Origin of the sequence: Stenotrophomonas sp. PAMC25021 (assembly GCF_004795795.1) — a bacterium.
Taxonomy (GTDB): Bacteria; Pseudomonadota; Gammaproteobacteria; order Xanthomonadales; family Xanthomonadaceae; genus Stenotrophomonas; species Stenotrophomonas muris.
Genome location: NZ_CP039255.1, coordinates 2,140,001 through 2,161,946, shown reverse-complemented (window position 1 = coordinate 2,161,946; position 21,946 = coordinate 2,140,001). Strand labels below are relative to the sequence as shown.

The 21,946-nt window shown below is 66.7% G+C and carries 14 protein-coding genes and 2 rRNA genes (1 of these 16 only partly in view); 6 read left to right on the top strand and 10 right to left on the bottom strand.

The genetic code is table 11. From position 1 onward, the window contains the following. Positions 1-4: 4 nt before the first annotated feature. From E5790_RS10195 to glyQ, 4 genes are all read right to left on the bottom strand, one after another. The gene (locus E5790_RS10195) at positions 5-3,862 is read right to left on the bottom strand and encodes a translocation/assembly module TamB domain-containing protein (RefSeq protein WP_111205390.1); all 3,858 of its coding nucleotides are present in this window, start codon (positions 3,860-3,862) and stop codon (positions 5-7) included. Continuing rightward, positions 3,859-5,655: an autotransporter assembly complex family protein gene (locus E5790_RS10190; RefSeq protein ID WP_111205391.1), complete on the bottom strand. Its 1,797-nt coding sequence runs from the start codon at positions 5,653-5,655 to the stop codon at positions 3,859-3,861. Before E5790_RS10190 ends, E5790_RS10195 begins: the two co-directional genes overlap by 4 nt. Before the next feature lie 212 nt (positions 5,656-5,867). After that, positions 5,868-7,943, bottom strand: a complete 2,076-nt coding sequence (gene glyS, locus E5790_RS10185) for a glycine--tRNA ligase subunit beta (RefSeq protein WP_111205392.1) — start codon at positions 7,941-7,943, stop codon at positions 5,868-5,870. An 87-nt stretch (positions 7,944-8,030) separates the two neighbouring features. Then, a complete protein-coding gene (gene glyQ / locus E5790_RS10180; RefSeq protein WP_014648902.1) occupies positions 8,031-8,942 on the bottom strand; it encodes a glycine--tRNA ligase subunit alpha in 912 nt (303 codons plus the stop codon). Between the two features lie 83 nt (positions 8,943-9,025). Between glyQ and E5790_RS10175 the strand changes: the two genes are divergently transcribed. The 3 genes from E5790_RS10175 to E5790_RS10165 are packed head-to-tail and all read left to right on the top strand — an operon-like array spanning position 9,026 to position 12,540. Continuing rightward, positions 9,026-10,861: an ATPase, T2SS/T4P/T4SS family gene (locus tag E5790_RS10175; RefSeq protein ID WP_014648903.1), complete on the top strand. Its 1,836-nt coding sequence runs from the start codon at positions 9,026-9,028 to the stop codon at positions 10,859-10,861. Continuing rightward, the gene (locus E5790_RS10170; protein WP_014648904.1) at positions 10,833-11,579 is read left to right on the top strand and encodes a glutamine amidotransferase; all 747 of its coding nucleotides are present in this window, start codon (positions 10,833-10,835) and stop codon (positions 11,577-11,579) included. Before E5790_RS10175 ends, E5790_RS10170 begins: the two co-directional genes overlap by 29 nt. A 49-nt stretch (positions 11,580-11,628) precedes the next feature. Then, positions 11,629-12,540, top strand: a complete 912-nt coding sequence (locus E5790_RS10165) for a BPSS1780 family membrane protein (protein WP_014648905.1) — start codon at positions 11,629-11,631, stop codon at positions 12,538-12,540. 84 nt (positions 12,541-12,624) lie between these two features. On the opposite strand, the gene tatC is transcribed toward E5790_RS10165, so the two are convergent. From tatC to E5790_RS10145, 4 genes are all read right to left on the bottom strand, one after another. After that, entirely contained in the window at positions 12,625-13,374 is a 750-nt protein-coding gene (gene tatC / locus E5790_RS10160) for a twin-arginine translocase subunit TatC (protein ID WP_005420449.1), read from the bottom strand. Further along, positions 13,371-13,829 carry a Sec-independent protein translocase protein TatB gene (tatB, locus tag E5790_RS10155; protein ID WP_032957854.1) on the bottom strand — a complete coding sequence of 153 codons (459 nt, stop codon included), beginning with the start codon at positions 13,827-13,829 and terminating at the stop codon, positions 13,371-13,373. Before tatB ends, tatC begins: the two co-directional genes overlap by 4 nt. Before the next feature lie 15 nt (positions 13,830-13,844). After that, positions 13,845-14,072: a Sec-independent protein translocase subunit TatA gene (gene tatA / locus E5790_RS10150; protein WP_014648907.1), complete on the bottom strand. Its 228-nt coding sequence runs from the start codon at positions 14,070-14,072 to the stop codon at positions 13,845-13,847. Positions 14,073-14,147: 75 nt separating this feature from the next. Further along, positions 14,148-15,047, bottom strand: a complete 900-nt coding sequence (locus E5790_RS10145; protein ID WP_111205393.1) for a YSC84-related protein — start codon at positions 15,045-15,047, stop codon at positions 14,148-14,150. 165 nt (positions 15,048-15,212) lie between these two features. Between E5790_RS10145 and hemH the strand changes: the two genes are divergently transcribed. From hemH to E5790_RS10130, 3 genes are all read left to right on the top strand, one after another. Continuing rightward, positions 15,213-16,175: a ferrochelatase gene (hemH, locus tag E5790_RS10140; protein ID WP_032957857.1), complete on the top strand. Its 963-nt coding sequence runs from the start codon at positions 15,213-15,215 to the stop codon at positions 16,173-16,175. Continuing rightward, the gene (locus E5790_RS10135) at positions 16,172-17,026 is read left to right on the top strand and encodes an alpha/beta hydrolase (protein WP_032957858.1); all 855 of its coding nucleotides are present in this window, start codon (positions 16,172-16,174) and stop codon (positions 17,024-17,026) included. The genes hemH and E5790_RS10135 overlap by 4 nt, the downstream gene beginning before the upstream one ends. Before the next feature lie 290 nt (positions 17,027-17,316). Next, complete coding sequence (locus tag E5790_RS10130; RefSeq protein WP_111205394.1) at positions 17,317-19,422, top strand: methyl-accepting chemotaxis protein; 2,106 nt, start codon at positions 17,317-17,319, stop codon at positions 19,420-19,422. Between the two features lie 354 nt (positions 19,423-19,776). Here the strand turns inward: E5790_RS10130 and rrf are convergent. After that, positions 19,777-19,891: ribosomal RNA gene (rrf, locus tag E5790_RS10125) — 5S ribosomal RNA — on the bottom strand. Between the two features lie 126 nt (positions 19,892-20,017). Then, positions 20,018-21,946 (bottom strand): 23S ribosomal RNA (locus E5790_RS10120) (it continues 949 nt past the right edge of the window).

Sequence of the window (21,946 nt, the reverse complement as noted above, 5' to 3'; positions counted from 1 at the left end):
CGGGTTATTTCTCCCGCCGCCAGTTGATCGACCCGCGGTTTTCCACGGTGCTCGACTCCACTTCCACGTCGAACCCGCGGCGCAGCAGGTACTTCAGCGTGATCACCGAACCGGCACCGACCAGCGACACGCCGTAGCCGACGTACAGCTTGGGCGAGATGTACTTGCCGACACCGATCACCGAGCCGCCCAGCGCGCGCGACTGGCTCACGCCGGCGTCGTCCAGGCCCAGCTTGGCGCCCAGCTGCGAAGCCAGCAGGCCGCTGCCCGCCGAGAGCGCCGCCGAGGCCGCGTTGACCTGCTGCGCCTGGTCGCTGCTGGCACCGGTCAGGCTGCGTCCCAGCACCAGATAGGCCAGTGCCTCGGACTGCGACATTGCCGGATCGGACCACACGTCCGCGCGCGGCTGCTGCGCACGCCCGGTCACGTCGATGCCGGCGGTGACATCACCGATCCGGCGCTCGGCGCGGATGTTGATGCGCGGGTCGGACACCGCGTTGTAGTTCCAGGTGAGGTTGCCGCGGGTGATGGTCAGGTCCTGCCCATACGCCTTGTAGCGGCCGCTCACTTCCAGGCCGCCATTGGCGGTCATTTCACGGCCGGGCTTGGCCCAGACCTGCATCTTGCCGGTCAGCGCGCCCTTCAGGCCGAACCCGGTCATCTTCACCTTGTCGCCGAGGCTGACCGTCAGGTCCATGTCCAGCGGCGAGGTGCGCGACTCTTCCGGATCGGCCGGGTCCAGCACCACCACGTCTTCGGACACCGAGGTGCCACGGTCCAGGCGCTCCAGGTCGATGTCGGCCTCGGGCACGTGCACGGTGCCACGCAGCTCCATCGCCGCCTTGGCCAACGTGAAGTCGAGGTTGGGGTTGGCGACGATGCGCAGCTCGCTGGTGTTGGACAGCAGCACGTTCTCGCCGTGGATCTTCAGCTGCAGCGGCTGTGCATCACCGAACCACGACAGGCCGCCGTCGACATACAGCGTGCCCTGGCCCGAGTTGGCCTGCGCGGTGATCTTGGCCGAACCGTCGGGCTGGGCCACGAAACTACCCTTGCCCTGGTCGAAGGTCAGGCCAAGCGCGGGGAATTCGCCCTTGAAGTTGCTCAGCTGCGCGTCGCCGCCCAGCGACGGCTGCCCGCGCGTACCGCGCAGGCTGACGTGGCCTTCGATCAGGCCGGTCGGGCGCACGATGTCCGGCGAGAACAGCTCCAGCCAGTACAGCCGCGACATGTTGAGGTAGAGCTCACCGTTCAGCGGTGCGCTGGCTTCCCAGCCGGTCTGCATCTTCGCGTCGACGAAACCATTGCCCTGGAAGCCCATGCCCAGGTAGCCCTTGATGCTGGCCGGGGTCATGTCGAGCTTCAGCGAGAACTGGTCATAGCGCACCAGCTCGCCGCGGGTGGTATCGCCCACGGTGTTGCGGTTCTCGCCCAGGCGCACGCCGCCTTCCTTCGAGCGCACTTCCACATGGCCTTCCCAGGTCGCGCCGCGCGGGCGGATCTGCGCGTCCAGGCTGACGTCGCCGCGCAGGTAGATGCGGCGGCCGGACTGCGGCGGCAGCCACGGCTGCACCAGCGCCAGCGGCAGCGCGTCACTGCGCACCACCAGGCCTTCTCGCGGCCAGTTGGCCTGTGCGCACAGCGCGCCGCTGCTGGCGGCGGCCAGGCAGGCTTCGGACAGGGTGTAGGTGCTGCCGTTGATCGCGAACGCCGCCGGTGCACGCAGCGACCACGCATCACCCTTCACCGGTGCGATGCGCAGCGAGGCCAGCTCGCCACGCCACTGCGCCCCCTGCTGGCGCACGCTGCCCTGCAGCTCGATCGCGCCCATCTCATTGCGGGTCTGCGCAGCCAGGCGCAGGTTGGACACACTGCCCTGCGCATCCACGTTCAAGCGCTCCAGCAGCATGCCGGCGTTGACCTGCTGGCCCTGCACCGCCAGCGTGCCGCTGTCGCCGCGCCACGGCAGGTGGCCCTTGATGCTCACGCTCTCGGCGCCGTAGCCCTCCCAGTTGAGATTGTTGCCGACCAGGTCGGCGGTGATGTCCGGCGCATCGCGCGGCCCCTTCACCTGCACCTGGCCGCGCAGGCCACCGTCGGCGCCCGGCAGCAGGTCACTCAGCTGCAGCGGTTCGAAACGTGCATCGATGTCGAGGCGGTCGCCGACCTTGCCCGACGCGGTCACCCGGCTGCTGCCCAGCGACAGCTTCAGGTCACCCTGGCCCTGCGCGCCCTGCAGCGCGAACTTGCCCTGTGCATCAAGGTTGCGCTGGCGCAGGATGCCCTTCAGCGACGGCAGGTCGACGGTGGCTTCCAGCGTGCCGGCCGTGCCCGGTGCGGCATTGGCCGGCAGCGGCAGCTGACGGCCCTTGGAGGCCAGGTTGCCGGACAGGCGGCCGTTCCAGCCCGGCACGAAATAGCCGGGGTCGAAGTCCTTCAGCGTGGCCTTGGCGTCCCAGTCCAGCTGCGGCGCCCAGGCCACCTGGCCTTCCACCTGCAGCTGCCCACCCGGCGTCTGCGCCTGCAGCTGGTGGATCGACGCGGCCTGGTCATTGCCGCGTACGTCGAACTGCAGCTGCGCCTTCTGCGCCTCGCGTTCGATCTCGGCACGGCCGATCGCCGCCCAGGCCTTCAGGGTACCGGCCAGGCCGAAGCGTGCTTCCTTCAGGGTGACCGGCACCGGTGCGCTGCCAGCCGTGTTCGGGTCGGGTGCTGGCACGTAGGTCAGATCGCGTGCGACCACCGAGAAATTGAGTTTCTGCTGATCGTCCTGGCTGAAGTCGGCGGTGCCTTCCAGCCGCGCTTCGCCACCGAGGCCCTTCACCAGCAGCGGTGAGACCTTCAGCACCTGGTCCTGCAGCGACACCACCGACGGTGCCAGTTCCAGCTCCTGGTCGCCCTGCTTCACCCTGCCGCGCAGGTTGGCATTGCCGCCCTTGCCGGCGGCGGTGAAGTCCAGCGACAACGGCGCAATCGCCGAGCTCGCCAATGCTGGCGACAACAGCGCCAGATCCAGCTCGTCGCTGCGGATGCTGGCGCTCCAGCTCGGGTCGGTGCGGCCATCGAACACCAGCATCGCGTGCAGCGGCTTCGGCGCGCGCCCGGCTACGGCCACTTCCATGTGCGACAGGTCGCCACGTGCGACCAGACCCACCGTAGCGGCGGTGCGCCCACGCGGTGCTGGCAGCACCGCCGTCACCGTCACATCGGTGTCGTAGTCCTCGGCCGGAATGTAACGGCCCTGGGCGGTGAAGTTGCCCATGTCGCTGTCCACCACCAGCTTGTGCGCCTGGAACTCGCCATTGGCGATCTCGATGCCACCACGCACACGGCTGATGTCGATCACCGGCTCGTTGGCCTGGCTGATGCGGAAGCCGTCGATGGCAATGGCATCGGCCTGGATCGCCAGCGGCATTTCGATCTGCGGCAGCGAATCGGGCCACGACGGCAGCTTGAACGGCTCGTCACTCTTGGCCAGGTTCAGCGTGGCGTTGGTCAGCTCCAGCTTGTCCAGCAGCAGCTTGCGGCCCAGCAGCGGGCGCAGGTCCGGCTCCAGGTGCGCGCGCTCGGCGTGGAAATGGATGTCGTCGTAGCGGAAGTCGACGTTGTACAGGGTCAGCGGACCGGCCACCGGGCCGTCCACCTTGTCCCAGGTGAAGCTGGCGCCCGCCGGCAGTCGCGCCACCACCTGTGCCAGCAGCACATCGCGGCCGGCCACGGTCTGCAGCAGCCAGTACACCGCCAGCAGGGCCAGCAGCACCACGCCGATCACGCCGACGCCGGACCAGGCCCAGAAGCGGCGGCGTCGGTAGAAGCGCACGCGCGGCGGTAGCGTGCCGGGGCTCGGTGCGGGCGTGCTCACAGGTCCGCTCCGATGTTGAGGTACAGCTGGAACTGCGAGTCCGGATTGTTCAGGCCGTGCGCGATATCCACCCGCACCGGGCCCACCGGCGATTTCCAGCGCACGCCGAAGCCGACGCCGGTATGCAGGTCAATGGTGTTGTCGAAGGCACTGCCGGTATCGACGAACACCGCCGCGCCCCAGGGGCCGCCATTGAAGTAGTGTTCGTACTCGGCCGAGCCGATCACCAGGTTCTTGGCGCCCAGCGCATATTTGTCGGGTTTGGGCGTGCGCGGACCAACTTCGCGGTAAGCGTAGCCGCGGATGCTGCGGTCTCCGCCGGCGAAGTAGCGCAGGCTCGGTGGCATCGCCACCAGGTCGCTGGTCCACGTGGTGCCGCCTTCACCGCGCAGGATCAGGCGGTTGCTTTCACCCACCGGGATGTACCAGCGCAGCACGGCGTTGGCCTGCACGAAGCTGGTATCCGAGCCGGCGCCTTCCACGCCGGCACGCACCGTCGCCGCGCCGCTGATGCCCTTGCGCGGGAACATCTCGTCGTCGACGTTGACGTAGTCGGCAACCATCTGCGGGTACACCAGCGTCGAGGTGTTGTAGACGGCGTCGGTGAATTCGGTGCCGGACGCGTAGCGCCAGCGCTCGCGCAGTGCGTTGATCGAGGCGATCGCGGTCCAGTGCTCGTTGATCTCGCCGCTGCGGCTGGCGATCAGCTTGAAGTTGCGCAGATCGATGTAGTCGGTCTGCTCGTCGTACGCGCTGGCGGCAAAGGTGTACCAGCCGTCGAGCCAGTTGAAGGCCGGAATGCGGTAACTGGTGACCAGGCTCTTGCGCTTCTGCGCATAGTCCAGCTGCGTGTTCATCTTGTGGCCGCGGTTGTTCAGGAAGCGCCGCTCGATGCCACCGCGCACACCCGGGCCGCTCTCGCTGCCGTAGCTCAGGCCGGCGGTATAGATGGTGCGCTTGGCGCGCGTCAGCTTCACGTCCACCGGCACTTCGCCGTTCTCGTCGGCCTGGTCCGGGCGCGGCTGGATGTCGATCACGCTGAAGTAGTCCAGCTTGGTCAGCGACTCGCGCAGCCGGTCCAGCTTGCCCTCGTGGTAGTAGCTGCCCTGGTCCCAGTAGACCAGTGGATCGAACAGCTTGTCGACGAAGTAGTCCTGCTGGAAGCGCACCGGGCCCATGTTGTAGCGGCGGCCGCTGTCCCAGGTCAGGTCGATGTCGGCGGCGTTGTCGGCGCGGGTGATCTGCACCTGGCGCTGGGTGTAGTCGGCGTCGAAGTAGCCGCGCTCGGCCAGGCGCCGGGTGATGGTGATCTTGCTGGCTTCGTACTGGGTGTGCTCGAAGCGCTGGCCCTTGCGCGGCTTGAACGCGGCCAGGTCATCCTGCAGGTACTGGTCGTACATCGCCGGGCCGGTGATGTCGATGTGCTCCCGGCGCACGGTCACCGGGGTGCCCTTGTCGACATGGATCAGCACGCGCACGTGTTCGTCCTCGCGCGGTGCCTCGACCTTGATCACCGGGTTGTAGTACCCGAACGGTTCCAGTGCCTGGCGGGTCTGCCGCTCGGCCTGCGACAGCAGGTACTCCAGGCGTGATTCGCCCTGTTCCTTGCCGATCGTGTCGTACAGCGACAGCGATTCCTGGATGTTCTCGATGATTGCGGCGTCGTCGCCCTTGTCCAATCCCTTGATGTCCACCTTGTCGATGGTGCCGCGCGCGTGGGCCACGGAAGTGGCGGCCAACGACAGGACCATCAGCGGCAGGGCGTATTTCTTTGGCTGCATGCGGGACAGCATACCGACCGAAGGTGACGATGCGAAATGCATCACGTCATTCGGGATCGGTTGTTAAGTGGCGGTCAAAATACGCACCTTTGTGGCGATCATCGTCAATGCAGGCGAGGATGCCGGCATCGTGCGCGATGCCGGCAATGACCCCGATGGACATCCACCGGCGATGCGGTGCGCGGGGTAATGCCGGCCAGCGGCCGGCACTACCGATACGGGCATCAGCTCGACAGATGCTCGATCGCCGCGACCTTGCCCAGGCGCTCGCCCAGCATCGTCAGCAGCGCCAGGCGGTTGCCACGCAGCGCCAGATCGTCCGCATTGACCATCACCCCGTCGAAGAACGCGTCGACCTGCGGGCGCAGGCGCGCCAGGCGTGCCAGCACGGCCACGTAGTCCTTCTGGTGCAGGCTGGCGCCGGTGTCGTCGATGGCGGCGGTGACCGCTTCGGCCAGCGCGCGCTCGGCGTCTTCCTGCAGCAGCGCCGGGTCGATCTGCGCCGGAATGTCGCCCTCGGCCTTGCGCAGGATGTTGCGGATGCGCTTGTTGGCCGCAGCCAGTGCTTCGGCTTCCGGCAGTGCGGCGAAGGTGCCGATCGCATCCAGGCGGCGGTCGAAGTCGTACAGCGAGGCCGGCTTCAGTTCGGCCACCGCGTTGAAGTGCGTGGCCGGCACGCCCTTGTCGCCGTAATAGCCCTTCAGGCGGTCGAGAATGAAGTCGTACAGCTCGCCGACATCGGCCTGCACGTTGCGCGCGGCCAGGCCGGCGTTGGCGCTGGCCAGCAGCGCGCGCAGGTCCAGCTCGAAGCCGCTTTCGATGATCGTGCGGGCCAGGCCCAGCGCATTGCGGCGCAGCGCGAACGGGTCCTTGTTGCCGGTCGGCTTCAGGCCCGCGGCGAAACCACCGGCCAGCGTGTCGACGCGTTCGGCGATGGCCAGCACCTTGCCCAGCGGCGACAGCGCGATGTCATCACCGCCGAAGCGCGGCTGGTAGGCCTCGTCGATGGCCAGCGCCACCTCGGTCGATTCGCCACCGGCCACGGCGTAGTGGCGGCCGGCGATGCCCTGCAGCTCCGGGAACTCGTTGACCATGCGCGACTGCAGGTCGTTCTTGGCCAATTCGGCAGCCCGCCTGGCCTGCACGGCATCGGCACCCACCTGGGGTGCGATCACTTCGGCCAGGGCGGCCACGCGCGCCACCTTGTCGGCCACGCTGCCCAGCTTGGCCTGGTAGGTCACCGTCTTCAGGCCGTCGCCCATCGACGCCAGGCCCTGCTTCAGGTCCTCGTCGAAGAAGAACTTGGCGTCGGCGAAGCGCGGGCGGATCACCCGCTCGTAGCCCTTGGCCACTTCGGCCACGTCCTTCGATTCGATGTTGGCGATGCCGATGAACTTCTCGGTCAGCGTGCCTGCGGCATCCAGCACCGGGAAGAACTTCTGGTTGATCTCCATCGTTTCGATCAGCGCTTCCTGCGGCACTGCCAGGAACGCACGTTCGAAGCTGCACAGCACCGCCGACGGCCACTCGACCAAGGTCACCACCTGCTCCAGGTTGTCGTCGGTGATGCGGGCGCTGCCACCGGCCCTGGCCGCGGCGGCCTCGACCTCGGCGACGATGCGCGCACGGCGCTCGCGCGGGTCGACCAGCACGAAGGCGGCGCGCAGGGCTTCAACATAGTCCTGCGGCTGGGCCAGCGACACGGGCTGGTCGTGGTGGAAGCGATGGCCACGGCTGACACGGCCGGCCTGCAGGCCGAACAGTTCGGCCTCCACCACCTCGGTACCGTGCAGCAGCACCAGCCAGTGCGCCGGGCGGGCAAAGCCCCAGGTGTGGTCGCCCCAGCGCATCGGCTTGGGAATCGGCATCGCTGCAATCGCCTCGCGCAGGATCTCCGGCAGCAGGCTGGCGGTGCGTGCGCCCGGGGTCACCGCGCGGTGCACGAAGCGCTCACCCTTGTTGTCGGTGGTCTTCTCCAGCGCGGTCCAGTCGATCCCGGCCTTGGCGGCGAAGCCCTGCAACGCCTTGGTCGGCTGGCCTTCGGCGTCCAGTGCGATGTTCAGGTACGGGCCCAGCACTTCGCTGTGCTGTTCCGGCTGTTCCAGGCCCACGCCCGGCAGCAGCACGGCCAGGCGGCGGGGGGTCGACAGCGGGCGTGCATCACCCAGTTCCAGCGCGACGCCGCGCGTGCGCAGGCCTTCGACAACACCGTCGAAGAACGCCTGGGCCAGGCCCGGCAGCGCCTTGACCGGCAGCTCCTCGGTGCCCAGTTCGATCAGCAGGGGGGACAGTTGGCTCATCGGTTCGATCCTGTGGTGGGGGCGCAGCGCGCGACGCGTCCGGCGCCCCGGGTAGTTGATGAAAAGCGGGTGGGTGCCGACGGCCCGTCAGGCCTTCTTCGCGCCCGGGAAGCCCAGCTTCTCGCGCTGCTCGTAGTACGCCTTGGCCACCGCCTGGGCCAGCGCGCGCACGCGCAGGATGTAGCGCTGGCGCTCGGTCACGCTGATCGCGCGGCGTGCATCGAGCAGGTTGAAGGTGTGGCTGGCTTTCATCACCTGCTCGTAGGCCGGCAGCGGCAGGCCCACCTCGACCAGCTTCTGCGCTTCACGCTCGCAGGCATCGAAGCGGTGGAACATTTCGTCCACGTCGGCGTATTCGAAGTTGTAGGTGCTCTGCTCGACTTCGTTCTGGTGGTAGACGTCGCCATAGGTCACCGGTTGCCCGTCCGGGCCGTAGGTCCAGACCAGGTCGTAGACGTTGTCGCAGTTCTGCAGGTACATGCACAGGCGTTCGAGACCGTAGGTGATCTCGCCCAGCACCGGGCGGCACTCCAGGCCACCGGCCTGCTGGAAGTAGGTGAACTGGGTCACTTCCATGCCGTTGAGCCAGACTTCCCAGCCCAGGCCCCAGGCGCCCAGCGTCGGCGATTCCCAGTTGTCCTCGACGAAACGCAGGTCGTGCACCAGCGGGTCGATGCCCAGCGCCTTCAGCGAATCCAGGTACAGCTGCTGGATGTTGTCCGGCGCCGGCTTCATCGCCACCTGGTACTGGTAGTAGCGCTGCAGGCGGTTCGGGTTCTCGCCGTAGCGGCCGTCGGTCGGGCGGCGCGAGGGCTGCACGTAGGCCGCGTTCCAGCGTTCCGGACCGATCGCACGCAGGAAGGTGGCCGGGTGGAAGGTACCGGCGCCCACCTCCAGGTCGAGCGGCTGGATGAGCACGCAGCCCTGCTGGGCCCAGAACTGGTTCAGGGTCTGGATCAGGCCCTGGAAGGTGATCGGAACGGTCGGGGTCGCGGACATGCGTACGAGTCTTGGCCGGCAAGGGGGTGCGTTAGTATAACGGCCGACCTGCGGGGCATTCCGTACCCGGGAGGAGCAGGCAGATGGAACATCGGCTGCCGGTGGGCACGCCCGGCGAGCCAGGCGACATCCCGCTGCCGTGGGGCCGCCTGCATTTCGAACAGGTCTGCGCAGCGCTGCTGGCCGATGGCCTGGTGGCCGAGCACGACGTCGAGCGCATGCGGTTTTCCGCACAGGGCGCGCGCAATGCCAGTGAAGTGCACCCGCTGGTGTTGCTGTCCAACCTCAAGCTGGCCGCCCGCGACGGTGGCGAACTGACCCTGGAACGCCTGACCGAATGGCTGGCCCGGCGCACCGGCAGCCGCTACCTGCGCATCGATCCGACCCGGGTCGACGTCGCTGCGGTCACCGCGCTGGTCTCCCACGCCTACGCCCGCCGCCACCGCTTCCTGCCGCTGGCGGTGGATGCCGAACGGGTGCTGGTGGCCACCAGCGAGCCGCTGGTGCAGGAGTGGCGCCGCGACCTGCAGCACCTGACCCGCCGCAGCATCGAGCTGGCGGTGGTCAATCCGCTCGACCTGCACCGCTACACCATGGAGTTCTACGGGGTGACCCGCTCGGTGCGTGGCGCGCGCGGCGATGTCCGCGGCGAAGCCAGCACCACCCTGCCCAGCTTCGAGCAGCTGGTCGAGCTGGGCCGTACCGGCGACGTCAATGCCGACGACCAGCACATCGTGCACATCGTCGACTGGCTGCTGCAATATGCCTACGAACAGCGCGCCTCGGACATCCACCTGGAACCGCGCCGCGAGATGGGGCGCATGCGCTTCCGCATCGATGGCGTGCTGCACAAGGTCTTCGAGGTGCCACCGGCGGTGATGACCGCCGTGGTCAGCCGCATCAAGGTGCTCGGCCGCATGGACCTGGCCGAACGCCGGCGCCCGCAGGACGGCCGCATCAAGACCCGCTCGCCGGGCGGCCGCGAGGTCGAGATGCGCCTGTCGACCATGCCCACCGCCTTCGGCGAGAAGTGCGTGATGCGCATCTTCGACCCGGATGCCGCCTTCAAGAGCATCGACCAGCTGGGTTTCAGTCCGCAGGAGGCCGCCGGCTGGAATGCACTGGTCGAACGCCCGCACGGCATCGTGCTGGTCACCGGCCCGACCGGCTCAGGCAAGACCACCACCCTGTATTCCACGCTGAAGCGGCTGGCCACGCCGGACGTGAACGTGTGCACCGTGGAGGACCCGATCGAGATGATCGCGCCCGAGTTCAACCAGATGCAGGTGCAGGCCAACATCGACCTGGACTTCGCCAGCGGCGTGCGCACCCTGCTGCGGCAGGACCCGGACATCATCATGATCGGCGAGATCCGCGATCTGGAAACCGCGCAGATGGCGGTGCAGGCCTCGCTGACCGGCCATCTGGTGCTGTCCACGCTGCATACCAACGACGCGCCGTCGGCGGTCACCCGCCTGCTCGACCTAGGCGTGCCGCACTACCTGCTGGCCAGCACCCTCAACGGCATCCTCGCCCAGCGCCTGGTGCGCACCCTGTGCCCGCACTGCAAGCAGCCGCACACCCTTGGTGCTGCCGACTGGGCGGTGCTGGCTGATAGCCAAGCTGCATATCCAGATGCCGCCACGCCCTGTCGGCCGGTTGGTTGCCTGGAGTGCCGGCGCACCGGATTCCTCGGCCGCATCGGCCTGTATGAGTTGCTGCCATTGGGCTCGCGGCTGCGTGGGCAGATCCGCGCCGACATGGATCTGGCCGGTTTCACCCGTGCCGCGCGGGCTGAAGGGCTGCGAACCCTGCGCCAGGCCGGGCTTGAAAAGGTGGCGCAGGGGCTGACTACAATCGAGGAAGTCCTGTCAGTCCTGCCGCCCCCGGATGAACCCAGCCCCGTTCCTGATCCTTGAAACCGGCCGCCCGGTGCCGTCGCTGCGCCGCTACGGGCGCTTCCCGCACTGGATCCGGGTGGCCGCCGGGCTGGAAGAGCACGAGACGGTGGTGGTCGATGTCGAACACGGGGATGCCCTGCCCGACCCGCATGCCTTCGCCGGCGTGCTGGTGACCGGCTCGGCCGCCTTCGTCACCGACCACGCCGAATGGAGTGAGCGCAGTGCCGCATGGCTGCGCCAGGCCGCCCACGACGACCTGCCGGTGTTCGGTATCTGCTACGGTCACCAGCTGCTGGCGCACGCGCTGGGCGGGGAGGTGGCCTACAACCCGGCCGGGCGCGAGTCCGGCACGATCGAACTGGAGCTGCAGCCGCAGGCCGCGCAGGACCCGCTGTTCCAGGGCCTGCCGCAGCACTTCGCCGCCCACGCCACCCACCTGCAGACCGTGTTGCGCGCGCCCGACGGCGCCGAAGTACTGGCACGCTCGCCGCTGGATGGCTGCCATGCCTTCCGCTGGGGGCGCCAGGCCTGGGGCGTGCAGTTCCACCCCGAGTTCGCCACCCACCACATGCGCGGCTACGTGCGTGCCCGCGCCGACTGCATCGGCCGCCATGGCGGCTGTGCCCGCAGCATCGAGCGCGCGGTCAGCGCCGCACCGCTGGCGCGCCAGCTGCTGCGCCGCTTCGTTCGCCAGGCGCGGCTGTCTTCAGCCCAGCCGGCGGCAAAACAGGGATAATCGGCGGCACGGGCAAGCGCCCGGCCCCTCCTGTCCTTCCCGGATGTCCATGAAAGAGATTCGCAAGCTGCCGGCCTCGGCGGGCGCCCAGTGGTTGCTGGATACGTTCTCGCTGTATCGGCGTGCGCCGCTGCAGCTGGCCCGGATCGGTCTGACCTGGCTGCTGGTGAGCTGGGTGGTCACCCTGTTGTCGACGCTGATTCCCGGCGCCGCCGGCATGGCCGTGCAGCTGATGACCCTGGCCATCTCGCCGATCATGTTCGGCGGCATGCTGTACGCCGTGGGTGAGATCGACGAAGGTCGCCCGGGCCTGGCCTCGCACCTGCTGCAGCCGATCCGCGACCACCGCGTCAGCCACCTGCTGGTGCCGCTGGCGATCCAGGTGCTGGCGGTGCTGCTGCTGGGCGCGCTGCTGTTCCTGATGATCGGCCGCGAAGGCTTCACCGCCTTCAGCGAGGTCATGACCAAGATGGAAGAGATCAGCCGCAGTGGCCAGCAGATCAAGCCGGACGATGCTGCGGCGCTGGTGGCCAACCTGCCGGCCAAGCGCATCGCACTGTGGATGCTGCTGGTGTTCCTGAGCGCGGTCGCACTGTCGCTGGCAATGTTCACCCAGCCGGCGCTGGTGGTGTTCGACAAGCAGAGCGGCATGCACGCGCTGCGCCTGAGCCTGCAGGGCTGCATCGAGAACATCGGCGCAATGATCGTGTTCGCCGTGCTCGGCCTGATCGCCGCGTTCTGCATCTACATCCTGTTCGTGATCGTGATCCAGATCGCGATGCTGATCGGCGGCCCGCTGGCCGCCGCCTTCATCGCCCAGCTGGTGCTGACCACGGTGCTGATGCCGCTGTATGTCGGCGCGGTCTACGCCGCGTGGAAGCAGATGTTCGTGCACCGTGGCAGCCGCGCCGCACCGCCGATCCCGACCACGCCGACCTCGAGCGACATCTTCCACGCCTGATGAAAAAAGGGGACGGAGGGGATTAAGTCGTTTATGCCCAGTGTGTGCAGCTAACGACTTAATCCCCTCCGTCCACTTTTTTTTTCAGGCGGCGGGCTTCTTGACTGCCGACGACGGCACCAGCCAGCGTGCGGCGTGGATGCCCAGCTCATAGAGCAGGCACATCGGGATCGCCAGCATCAGCTGCGAAACCACGTCCGGCGGGGTCAGCACCGCCGCCAGCACGAAGATGCCGACGATCGCGTAGCCGCGGCCTTCCTTGAACTGCTGCGGCGTCACCCAGCCCAGCAGCACCAGGATCACCATCGCCACCGGCAGTTCGAAGCTGCCGCCGAAGGCGAAGAAGATCGCCAGCACGAAATCCAGGTAGGCATTTGCATCCGGGGTGATCGCAATCACGTCCGGGCTGAAGGTGGTGAGGAAGTGGAACACCGCCGGCAGCACCAGGAAGTAGGCAAAGGCACAGCCGGTGTAGAACAGCAGCACCGAGGACACCAGCAGCGGCACCGCCAGGCGCTTCTCGCGCGCATACAGGCCGGGCGCGACGAAGGCCCACAGCTGGTACAGCAGCCACGGCACCGCCACGAACAGGGCAACGAAGAAGGTCAGCTTCAACGGCGCGAAGAAGGCGCCGGCCGGATTGGTGGCAATCATCGTCTGCCCGTTCGGCAGCTGCGAGACCAGCGGCTCGGCCAACGCGTTGTACAGCTTCTGGGTGAACGGCAGCAGCGCCAGCAGCACCACGCCCAGGCCCAGCAATGCGCGCACCAGGCGGCCGCGCAGTTCCACCAGATGTTCGACCAGCGAGCTCTCGCCGAAATCCTGTTCACTCATGGCTGGCGCTCCGTGCGCGGCGGCGGCGGCGCACCGGCTTCAGGGGGTGTCGCCGGCGTCGGCTCGGGAGCGACGCCCTCCTGTACCGGTGCATCGGCACGGGTCAGGCCGCTCATATGCGGCGGCAGATCCGCAGGCGCCGGTGCGCGTACCTCCTGCGCCAGCGTATCGCCCTGCTGCTGCGCCTCCTGCGCTTCGCGACGGATCGCTTCGCCGCTGGCACGCAGCTGGTTCTCGGTGTCCTGCATGCCCTGGCGAACGTCCTGCATCTGCCGCTTGATCTCCTCGGCCTGCAGTTCGCGCTCCAGTTCCTGTTTCACCGAATCCCATTGATTGCGGGCGCGACGCACCCACAGGCCGGCAAAGCGGGCCGCCTTGGGCAGGCGCTCGGGACCGAGCACCACCAGGGCGACCACGGCGATCACCAGCAGTTCGCTGAAGCCGATATCAAACACCACGACCGCTCCGGATCAGCGAGGGGTGCGGTCGTGCTCGTCCTGCGCGGTGCGCGAGGCGTCCTGGCTGCGCGACTCGTCGCCCAGCTGCGCGTTCGGCTTGTCGTCGTCGCGCATGCCCTTCTTGAATTCCTTGACCGCCGAACCGAGGTCCTTGGCGCCACTGGTCAGGCGCTTGGTGCCGAACACCAGCAGGACGATGGCCAGCACGACCAACCAATGCCAGATGCTGAAACTGCCCATAAAGACGCTCGTTACGTTAGTGATCAGGCTGTCGAGCATAGCGCACCGGGTGTTAGCCGGCGCGCGTGACGAAAGTCAGTTTCCGCCCAGCGTTTCCGTGCGGATTTCGCCGTCATTGACCGGCTGGAAGCCCTGCTGCTGCGGCGGCGGGTTCTGCGGAACGTTCTGCAGCGGCGCGGTGGTGGCTTCGGCCGGGGCCGCCGGTGCTGCCTGAACGGGCACAGACACGGGGGCGGCAGCCGGCGCCGGCGCCGGACGCGGTGCATTGCCACCGTTGCCGTTGCGGTTGTTGCGGGCGGCGTAGGTGGCCTCTTCCAGGCGATCGCGGAAGGCGACCACGTCCATCGACGGCGAACCGACGGCGCGACCTTCGAAGATCATGCGCGGCGTGGTGTTGCTGCCGTAGGCGTCCAGATTGGCGGCATCGTCGATCTGCAGCACCGCGCCATCCAGCGCGACACCGGCGAACAGGCCGCGCGCGCGCGACCACGACCAGATCTCGGCCTTCAGCTGGCCGTCGGTGGCGGCGGCGGCATTGCGGCCGACCGGACCGGCGGCAACGCCGGCATCGGCGCCAAGCGTGAACTTGCCATTGACCAGGTTGTCCAGGCTGCGGTCGTTGCGGAACACCAGCACTACGTCGGAAGACTGCACGCCGGCCTGGAAGCCGATGCTGCCACCGGTCAGCTTGACGAATACCGGGCTGGACCAGGCGCCATTGGGCATGCGCACCGACATCAGCCCGTGGCCGCGACGACCGCCAATGACCAGGCCGGCCTTGATCGTGTCGGGAATGACGATGACCGCGCGGCCTTCGTCGAGCAACTTGTCCGGAATTCCCTGTTCAGGGATTTCCTGGATCTCCGCCAGCACGCGCACGGCATTGCGGGCGCGCTGGTCTTCCTGCGGTCCGGCCATGGCCTGGCTGGACAGCAGGCTGGCGGCGATCAGCAGGGCTTGGATCGGGCGACGCATGGCAGGCTCCAGAAGTCAGTCCATAGGAAGATATAGCAAGTGACTGAAATTAGTAGTGTTGTCATGAATCCCCAATGAGCGCTCCCCGCTCACATAGATGCGCGCTATGCCTGCAATCCGAACCCTGCATCCCGGTGCGACACCGGATCGGCGACAATGCACCCCATGCTCGACGCACCCGATACCGCCGTGCTGGCGGTCAACCTAGGCACGCCCGATACGCCGACGGCCCCCGCCGTACGCCGTTACCTGGCCGAATTCCTGTCCGACCGCCGCGTGGTCGCGATCCCGCCACTGCTGTGGCAGCCGCTGCTGCGCGGACTGATCCTGCCGCTGCGCAGCAGCCGTTCGGCGGCCAAGTACGCCCAGGTCTGGCTGCCGGATGGCTCACCGCTGATGGTCCATACCCGGCAGCTGGCGCAGGCGATGCAGGCCCTGCTGCCAACCCTGAAAGTGCGCCACGCAATGCGCTATGGCGAACCGGCCCTGGCCCACGAGCTCGACCGCCTCGCCGGCGAAGGCGCACGCCGCATCGTGGTGCTGCCGCTGTACCCGCAGTACTCCACCACCACCACCGCCTCGGTCGAGGACCGGGTCGATGCCTGGCAGCGGCGCAACCCGGGCGTGACCGTCAGTCTGGTACGCGACTACTCGGTCGACCCGGGCTGGGTCGAGGCCGTTGCCGGCTCGATCCGCCGCTACTGGGAACAGCACGGCCGCAGCCAGAAACTGATGTTCTCCTTCCACGGCATTCCGCAGCGCCTGGCCGACGCGGGTGATCCGTATCCGCAGCGCTGCGAGGCCAGCGCGCAGGCCATCGCCAACGCGCTGGGCCTGGGCAAGGACGACTGGCAGATGGGTTACCAGTCGCGCTTCGGCCGCGAGCGCTGGCTGCAGCCTTACGCTGAGCCGAGCCTGTGGGCGTTGGCCGAATCCGGTGTGAAGCAGATCGACGTGGTCTGCCCCGGCTTCGCCACCGATTGCCTGGAAACGCTGGAAGAAGTCGCGATGGGCTTCACCGAAACGCTGGCCGAACGTGGCGCGACGATGCGCTACATCCCCTGCCTCAATGCCGAACCGGAACACGCGCGCGCCCTGGCACGACTGGCCGTGGCCTCGCTGGCATGAGTCTGCAACCCTTTGAACTCGAGGTGGGCGGCACCCGCGTCGCCGGCCTGCGCAACAGCGGCGACGGCCCGCGCGTGCTGGCCCTGCATGGCTGGCTCGACAATGCCGCCAGCTTCGTGCCGCTGGCGCCGCACCTGGCGTCGCTGCAGCTGGTGGCGATCGACCTGCCCGGCCATGGCCACAGCGCGCACCTGCCGGCCGGTGCCAGCTACACCACGGCGGCCGCGATCTGCCACGTGCTTGATGTGGCCGACGCCCTGGGCTGGGACCGCTTCAGCCTGCTCGGCCATTCGATGGGCGCCGGCATCGCCAGCCTCACCGCCTCGGTCAGCGACCGCGTCGAGCGCCTGGTGGCGATCGAAGCTCTCGGCGGCCTGCGCGGCCCCGAAGAAGAGACCGCCCATCGCCTGCGCGAGCATGTGAACGCCACCCGTGCGTTGGCGCGCAAGCAGCTGCGCGTGTTCCCCGACCTGGCCGCGCCGATCCGCGCACGGATGATGACCAACCAGCTCAGCGAACCGTGCGCACGACTGCTGGTCGAGCGCGGCGTGGAACCGGTCGAAGGCGGGTATCGCTGGTGCAGCGATCCGCGCCTGATGCTGCCCACCGCGATCCGCCTCAGCGAGGGCCAGATCGACAACCTGCTGCAGGCCATCGCCTGCCCGACACAGGTGATCTATGCCACGCCGGCGCAGTCGTATTATCCCGAGCCGATGCGCAGCGATCGCCTGCAGCACCTGCGGGATGGCCGGCTGGCAGTGTTTCCCGGCAACCATCACCTGCACATGGAAGATCCGGAACAGATCGCAGGCGTGATCCTGCACTTCTTCAGCAACGACAACGCCGGCTGAGCGCAGGCGTCCGCGCGCTTCACTCCGCGCGTTTGCGGCCGATACATCAGTTGCGGGCCCCTGCGCCCGCTGCACGCGGGCCCGGTCGGTCCTGCGGCATGTGTCTGGTTCTGCAAGGAAGTCCGCATGCCCGCTCTGCTGCACCGTCACCCACAGGATGTGGCCGCGGTGTCCCGTCTCCGCGTCGCTAATCGCGCCGCATCCCTCGAATTCCCGGCACCCGCCCTCGTCACGCCCTGCTGCGTGCGTTGCGGCGTGCTCGTTGTCGTCTGCTGACCCAGGAGCCTCCGATGTCCATTGCATCCGCCCGTCCCCCCGATACCGCCCGCCTGTCGCACCTGCAACAGCTCGCCCGCGGTGCTGACCGCCGCCTGCTGACCGGCAGCGCGGCACTGGCCGTGACCGGGCTGGTGCTGGCCCTGCGCGGTCCGCACGGTGTGGCCGCCGCGTTGGCCGCGGGCGCTGTGCTGCCCGCCTTGTGGCTGGCCGGTCCGCTGGCAGGCCGCGGCATCGCCCGCAACGCCCTGGCAATCCTGGTGGCGCTGCAGCTGGCCCTGTTGTCCGCGATCACCGGCCTGTCGCCGGCGTTGCCGATCGCCCTGCTGCTGGGCGTGCTGCTGGGCCATCGCGATCGTCTGCCGGTGTGGCTGGCCGGTAGCATCGGCACGCTTGCACTGCTGGCCCCGCTGCCGGCCGGTGCTGCGGTGGGGCCGGCGCTGCTGCAGGCCGCGATGCTGGCCGGCCTGACCCTGTTCCTTGGCCAGGTCGCACTGCGGCTCCGCCAGCAGACCGAAGCACTTGGCCACGGTCCCCGCCGGCTGGCCGCGCTGGCGCGCGACATCGCCACCGGCGCCGATCTTGGTGCACATGCTGACACCACCGCCTACGCACCGGGTTCGCTGGCCCATGCGCTGGCCGACACCGCACGCCATGTGCAGGCCCAGCGTGGACGCGAAGCGGAGGCACACGCCGAGAACGCGCAGATCCGCCAGGCCCTCGATGCCTCGCGCACCGCGATGATGATTGCCGACAACGATCACGTGATCCGCTACGTGAACCGCTCGGTGGTGGCCCTGCTGCGCAACCAGCAGGCAACGTTGCGCCAGGCCTTCCCCGATTTCGATGCCGAGCGCCTGGTCGGTAGCAGCATCCATCGCTTCCACGCCAACCCGGACCGGATCCGCGCCATCCTCAATGGCCTGCAGGTCAGCCACAACGGCAAGGTACAGATCGGCCCGGTGCACTTCGCACAGGTGGTTACTCCGGTCTTCGACGCACAGGGCCTGCGCCTGGGCTTTGCCGTGGAGTGGCATGACCGTACCCATGAGCTCGCCTTGGAGAACGCCGTCGCCGGCATCGTCGCGGCCGCCGCCGCCGGCGACCTCGACCAGCGCCTGCAGGCAACCGAAGGTGCCAGCTTCCTCGATGGCCTCACCGGTGGCATCAACCAGCTGCTGGATACGTTGGGCAGTACGGTTGACGAGGTGCGGCAGATGCTCTCGGCGCTGGCCAGCGGCGATCTCGATCGACGCATGCATGGCGAGTATCACGGCGCCTTTGCCGCGATCCAGCGCGATGCCAACGCCACCGCCGGCCAGCTGGCGCGCATGGTGGGCCGTATCCAGCAGTGCGCGTCCTCGATCAGCACCGCTGCCAGCGAAATCGCTGCGGGCAATGGCGCGCTGTCCGAGCGCAGCGAGCGCCAGGCAGCGCACCTGCAGGAAACCGCCGCTTCGATGGAAGAGCTGACTGCCACCGTGCGCCAGAACGCTGCCCATGCGCGCGAGGCGAGCCAGCTGGCGATCACCACCCAGAGCGCCGCCAGCGATGGCAACGTCGCCATGCAGCGGGTCGTCGACACCATGCAGGCGATCGAGGGAGCCTCGAAGCGGATCGGCGACATCACTGGCGTGATCGATGGCATCGCCTTCCAGACCAATATCCTCGCGCTCAACGCGGCAGTGGAGGCCGCCCGTGCCGGCGAGCAGGGCCGTGGCTTCGCGGTGGTGGCCAGCGAGGTGCGCGTGCTGGCGCAGCGCTCCGCCGCCGCCGCACAGGAAATCAAGAAACTGATCGATGAGGCGGGTCGCCAGGTGGGCGAAGGTGCCCAGCTGGTGGCCGATGCGGGCCAGCGGATGCAGGGCATTGTCGGGGGCGTTGAGAATGTCAGCCACCTGATGCACGAGATCTCGGCGGCCTCGCAGGAGCAGTCGGTCGGCATCGAGCAGATCAACCAGACCGTGGTGCAGATGGACCAGGCGACGCAGCAGAATGCCGCGCTTGTGGAGGAAGCCACCGCGGCCGCACGCGAGCTGCAATCGCAGGCGGGTACGCTTACCGAGGCGGTATCGGTGTTCCGCCAGCAGGAACCGCACGAGGTCTCGCGGGCCGCCTGATCCGGGCCTGCAGTTCCATCCCGGTCAAGACGGCGCCCGCAGGGCGCCTTTTTTTTGCCTGCTTTTGCGTGATGGGTCAGGAAAAAAGGCCGCTTCCGGACCTGCCGTGAGGAGCGACCAACCCTGGCTGGTGCCGCATCCACATATGGCGTGAATCTACTGTGCGCCCGCATGCCCTCGGTAGTCGCCAACCTTGGTTGGCGCTGGGGCTGCCCGCGGAGAATATCCACGCATGGCGTGCATCTACCGGCCGGTGTGCAGCTATGACGGTGCCGGCCGGCGGCCGGCACTACCCACATGTTCTGCGCACAAAGAAAAACCCCGCTGCGTGAGCAGCGGGGTTTTGGGTATAAACCCTGGCGATGACCTACTCTCGCATGGCTTGAGCCACACTACCATCGGCGCAGCTGCGTTTCACTTCCGAGTTCGGGATGGGATCGGGTGGTTCCACAGCGCTAATTTCACCAGGGAGGCTTTTGGAGCGTCGCACTCGTCCCTGGGGGACAAGGCGCCAGCCTCGCATAGTTCTTGTGACGTAGCGTGCACTTGGATGCTCTTACGACGTTGTCGTAAAGCCAAGGCAACTTGAGGTTATATGGTCAAGCCGCACGGATCATTAGTATCAGTTAGCTCAATACATTGCTGTACTTACACACCTGACCTATCAACCACGTAGTCTACATGGTTCCTTCAGGGGGCTTGTGCCCCGGGAGATCTCATCTTGAGGCGCGCTTCCCGCTTAGATGCTTTCAGCGGTTATCGCTTCCGAACATAGCTACCCGGCAATGCCACTGGCGTGACAACCGGAACACCAGAGGTTCGTCCACTCCGGTCCTCTCGTACTAGGAGCAGCCCCTCTCAAATCTCCAACGCCCATGGCAGATAGGGACCGAACTGTCTCACGACGTTCTGAACCCAGCTCGCGTACCACTTTAAATGGCGAACAGCCATACCCTTGGGACCGACTACAGCCCCAGGATGTGATGAGCCGACATCGAGGTGCCAAACACCGCCGTCGATATGAACTCTTGGGCGGTATCAGCCTGTTATCCCCGGAGTACCTTTTATCCGTTGAGCGATGGCCCTTCCATACAGAACCACCGGATCACTAAGTCCTAGTTTCCTACCTGCTTGATCCGTCGATCTTGCAGTCAAGCACGCTTATGCCTTTGCACACAGTGCGCGATGTCCGACCGCGCTGAGCGTACCTTCGAGCTCCTCCGTTACTCTTTAGGAGGAGACCGCCCCAGTCAAACTACCCACCATACACGGTCCCCGACCCAGATAATGGGCCCAGGTTAGAACGTCAAGCACGACAGGGTGGTATTTCAAGGATGGCTCCGCCACAGCTAGCGCCATGGTTTCATAGCCTCCCACCTATCCTACACAGACGAACTCAACGTTCAGTGTAAAGCTATAGTAAAGGTTCACGGGGTCTTTCCGTCTTGCCACGGGAACGCTGCATCTTCACAGCGATTTCAATTTCACTGAGTCTCGGGTGGAGACAGCGCCGCTGTCGTTACGCCATTCGTGCAGGTCGGAACTTACCCGACAAGGAATTTCGCTACCTTAGGACCGTTATAGTTACGGCCGCCGTTTACTGGGGCTTCGATCAAGAGCTTCGCCTTGCGGCTGACCCCATCAATTAACCTTCCAGCACCGGGCAGGCGTCACACCCTATACGTCCACTTTCGTGTTTGCAGAGTGCTGTGTTTTTGATAAACAGTCGCAGCGGCCTGGTTACTGCGACCCTCTTCAGCTATAGCTCGCACGAGCCACCAAAAAGGGTGCACCTTCTCCCGAAGTTACGGTGCCATGTTGCCTAGTTCCTTCACCCGAGTTCTCTCAAGCGCCTGAGAATTCTCATCCTACCCACCTGTGTCGGTTTACGGTACGGTCTGCGTAAGCTGAAGCTTAGGAGCTTTTCCTGGAAGCGTGGTATCAGTGACTTCGCCATAAAGGCTCGTCTCGGTGCTCGGTCTTAGAGGATCCCGGATTTGCCAAAGATCCAAACCTACCGCCTTTCCCCAGGACAACCAACGCCTGGTACACCTAACCTTCTCCGTCCCTCCATCGCACTTACGCGAGGTGCAGGAATATTAACCTGCTTCCCATCGACTACGACTTTCGTCCTCGCCTTAGGGGCCGACTCACCCTGCGCCGATTAACGTTGCGCAAGGAAACCTTGGGCTTTCGGCGTGCGGGTTTTTCACCCGCATTATCGTTACTCATGTCAGCATTCGCACTTCCGATACCTCCAGCAGACTTCTCAATCCACCTTCAACGGCTTACGGAACGCTCCTCTACCGCGCATACAAAGTATGCACCCCAAGCTTCGGTTCTGTGCTTAGCCCCGTTAAATCTTCCCCGCAGACCGACTCGACCAGTGAGCTATTACGCTTTCTTTAAAGGGTGGCTGCTTCTAAGCCAACCTCCTGGCTGTCTGTGCCTTTCCACATGGTTTTCCACTTAGCACAAAATTTGGGACCTTAGCTGTGGGTCTGGGTTGTTTCCCTTTTCACGA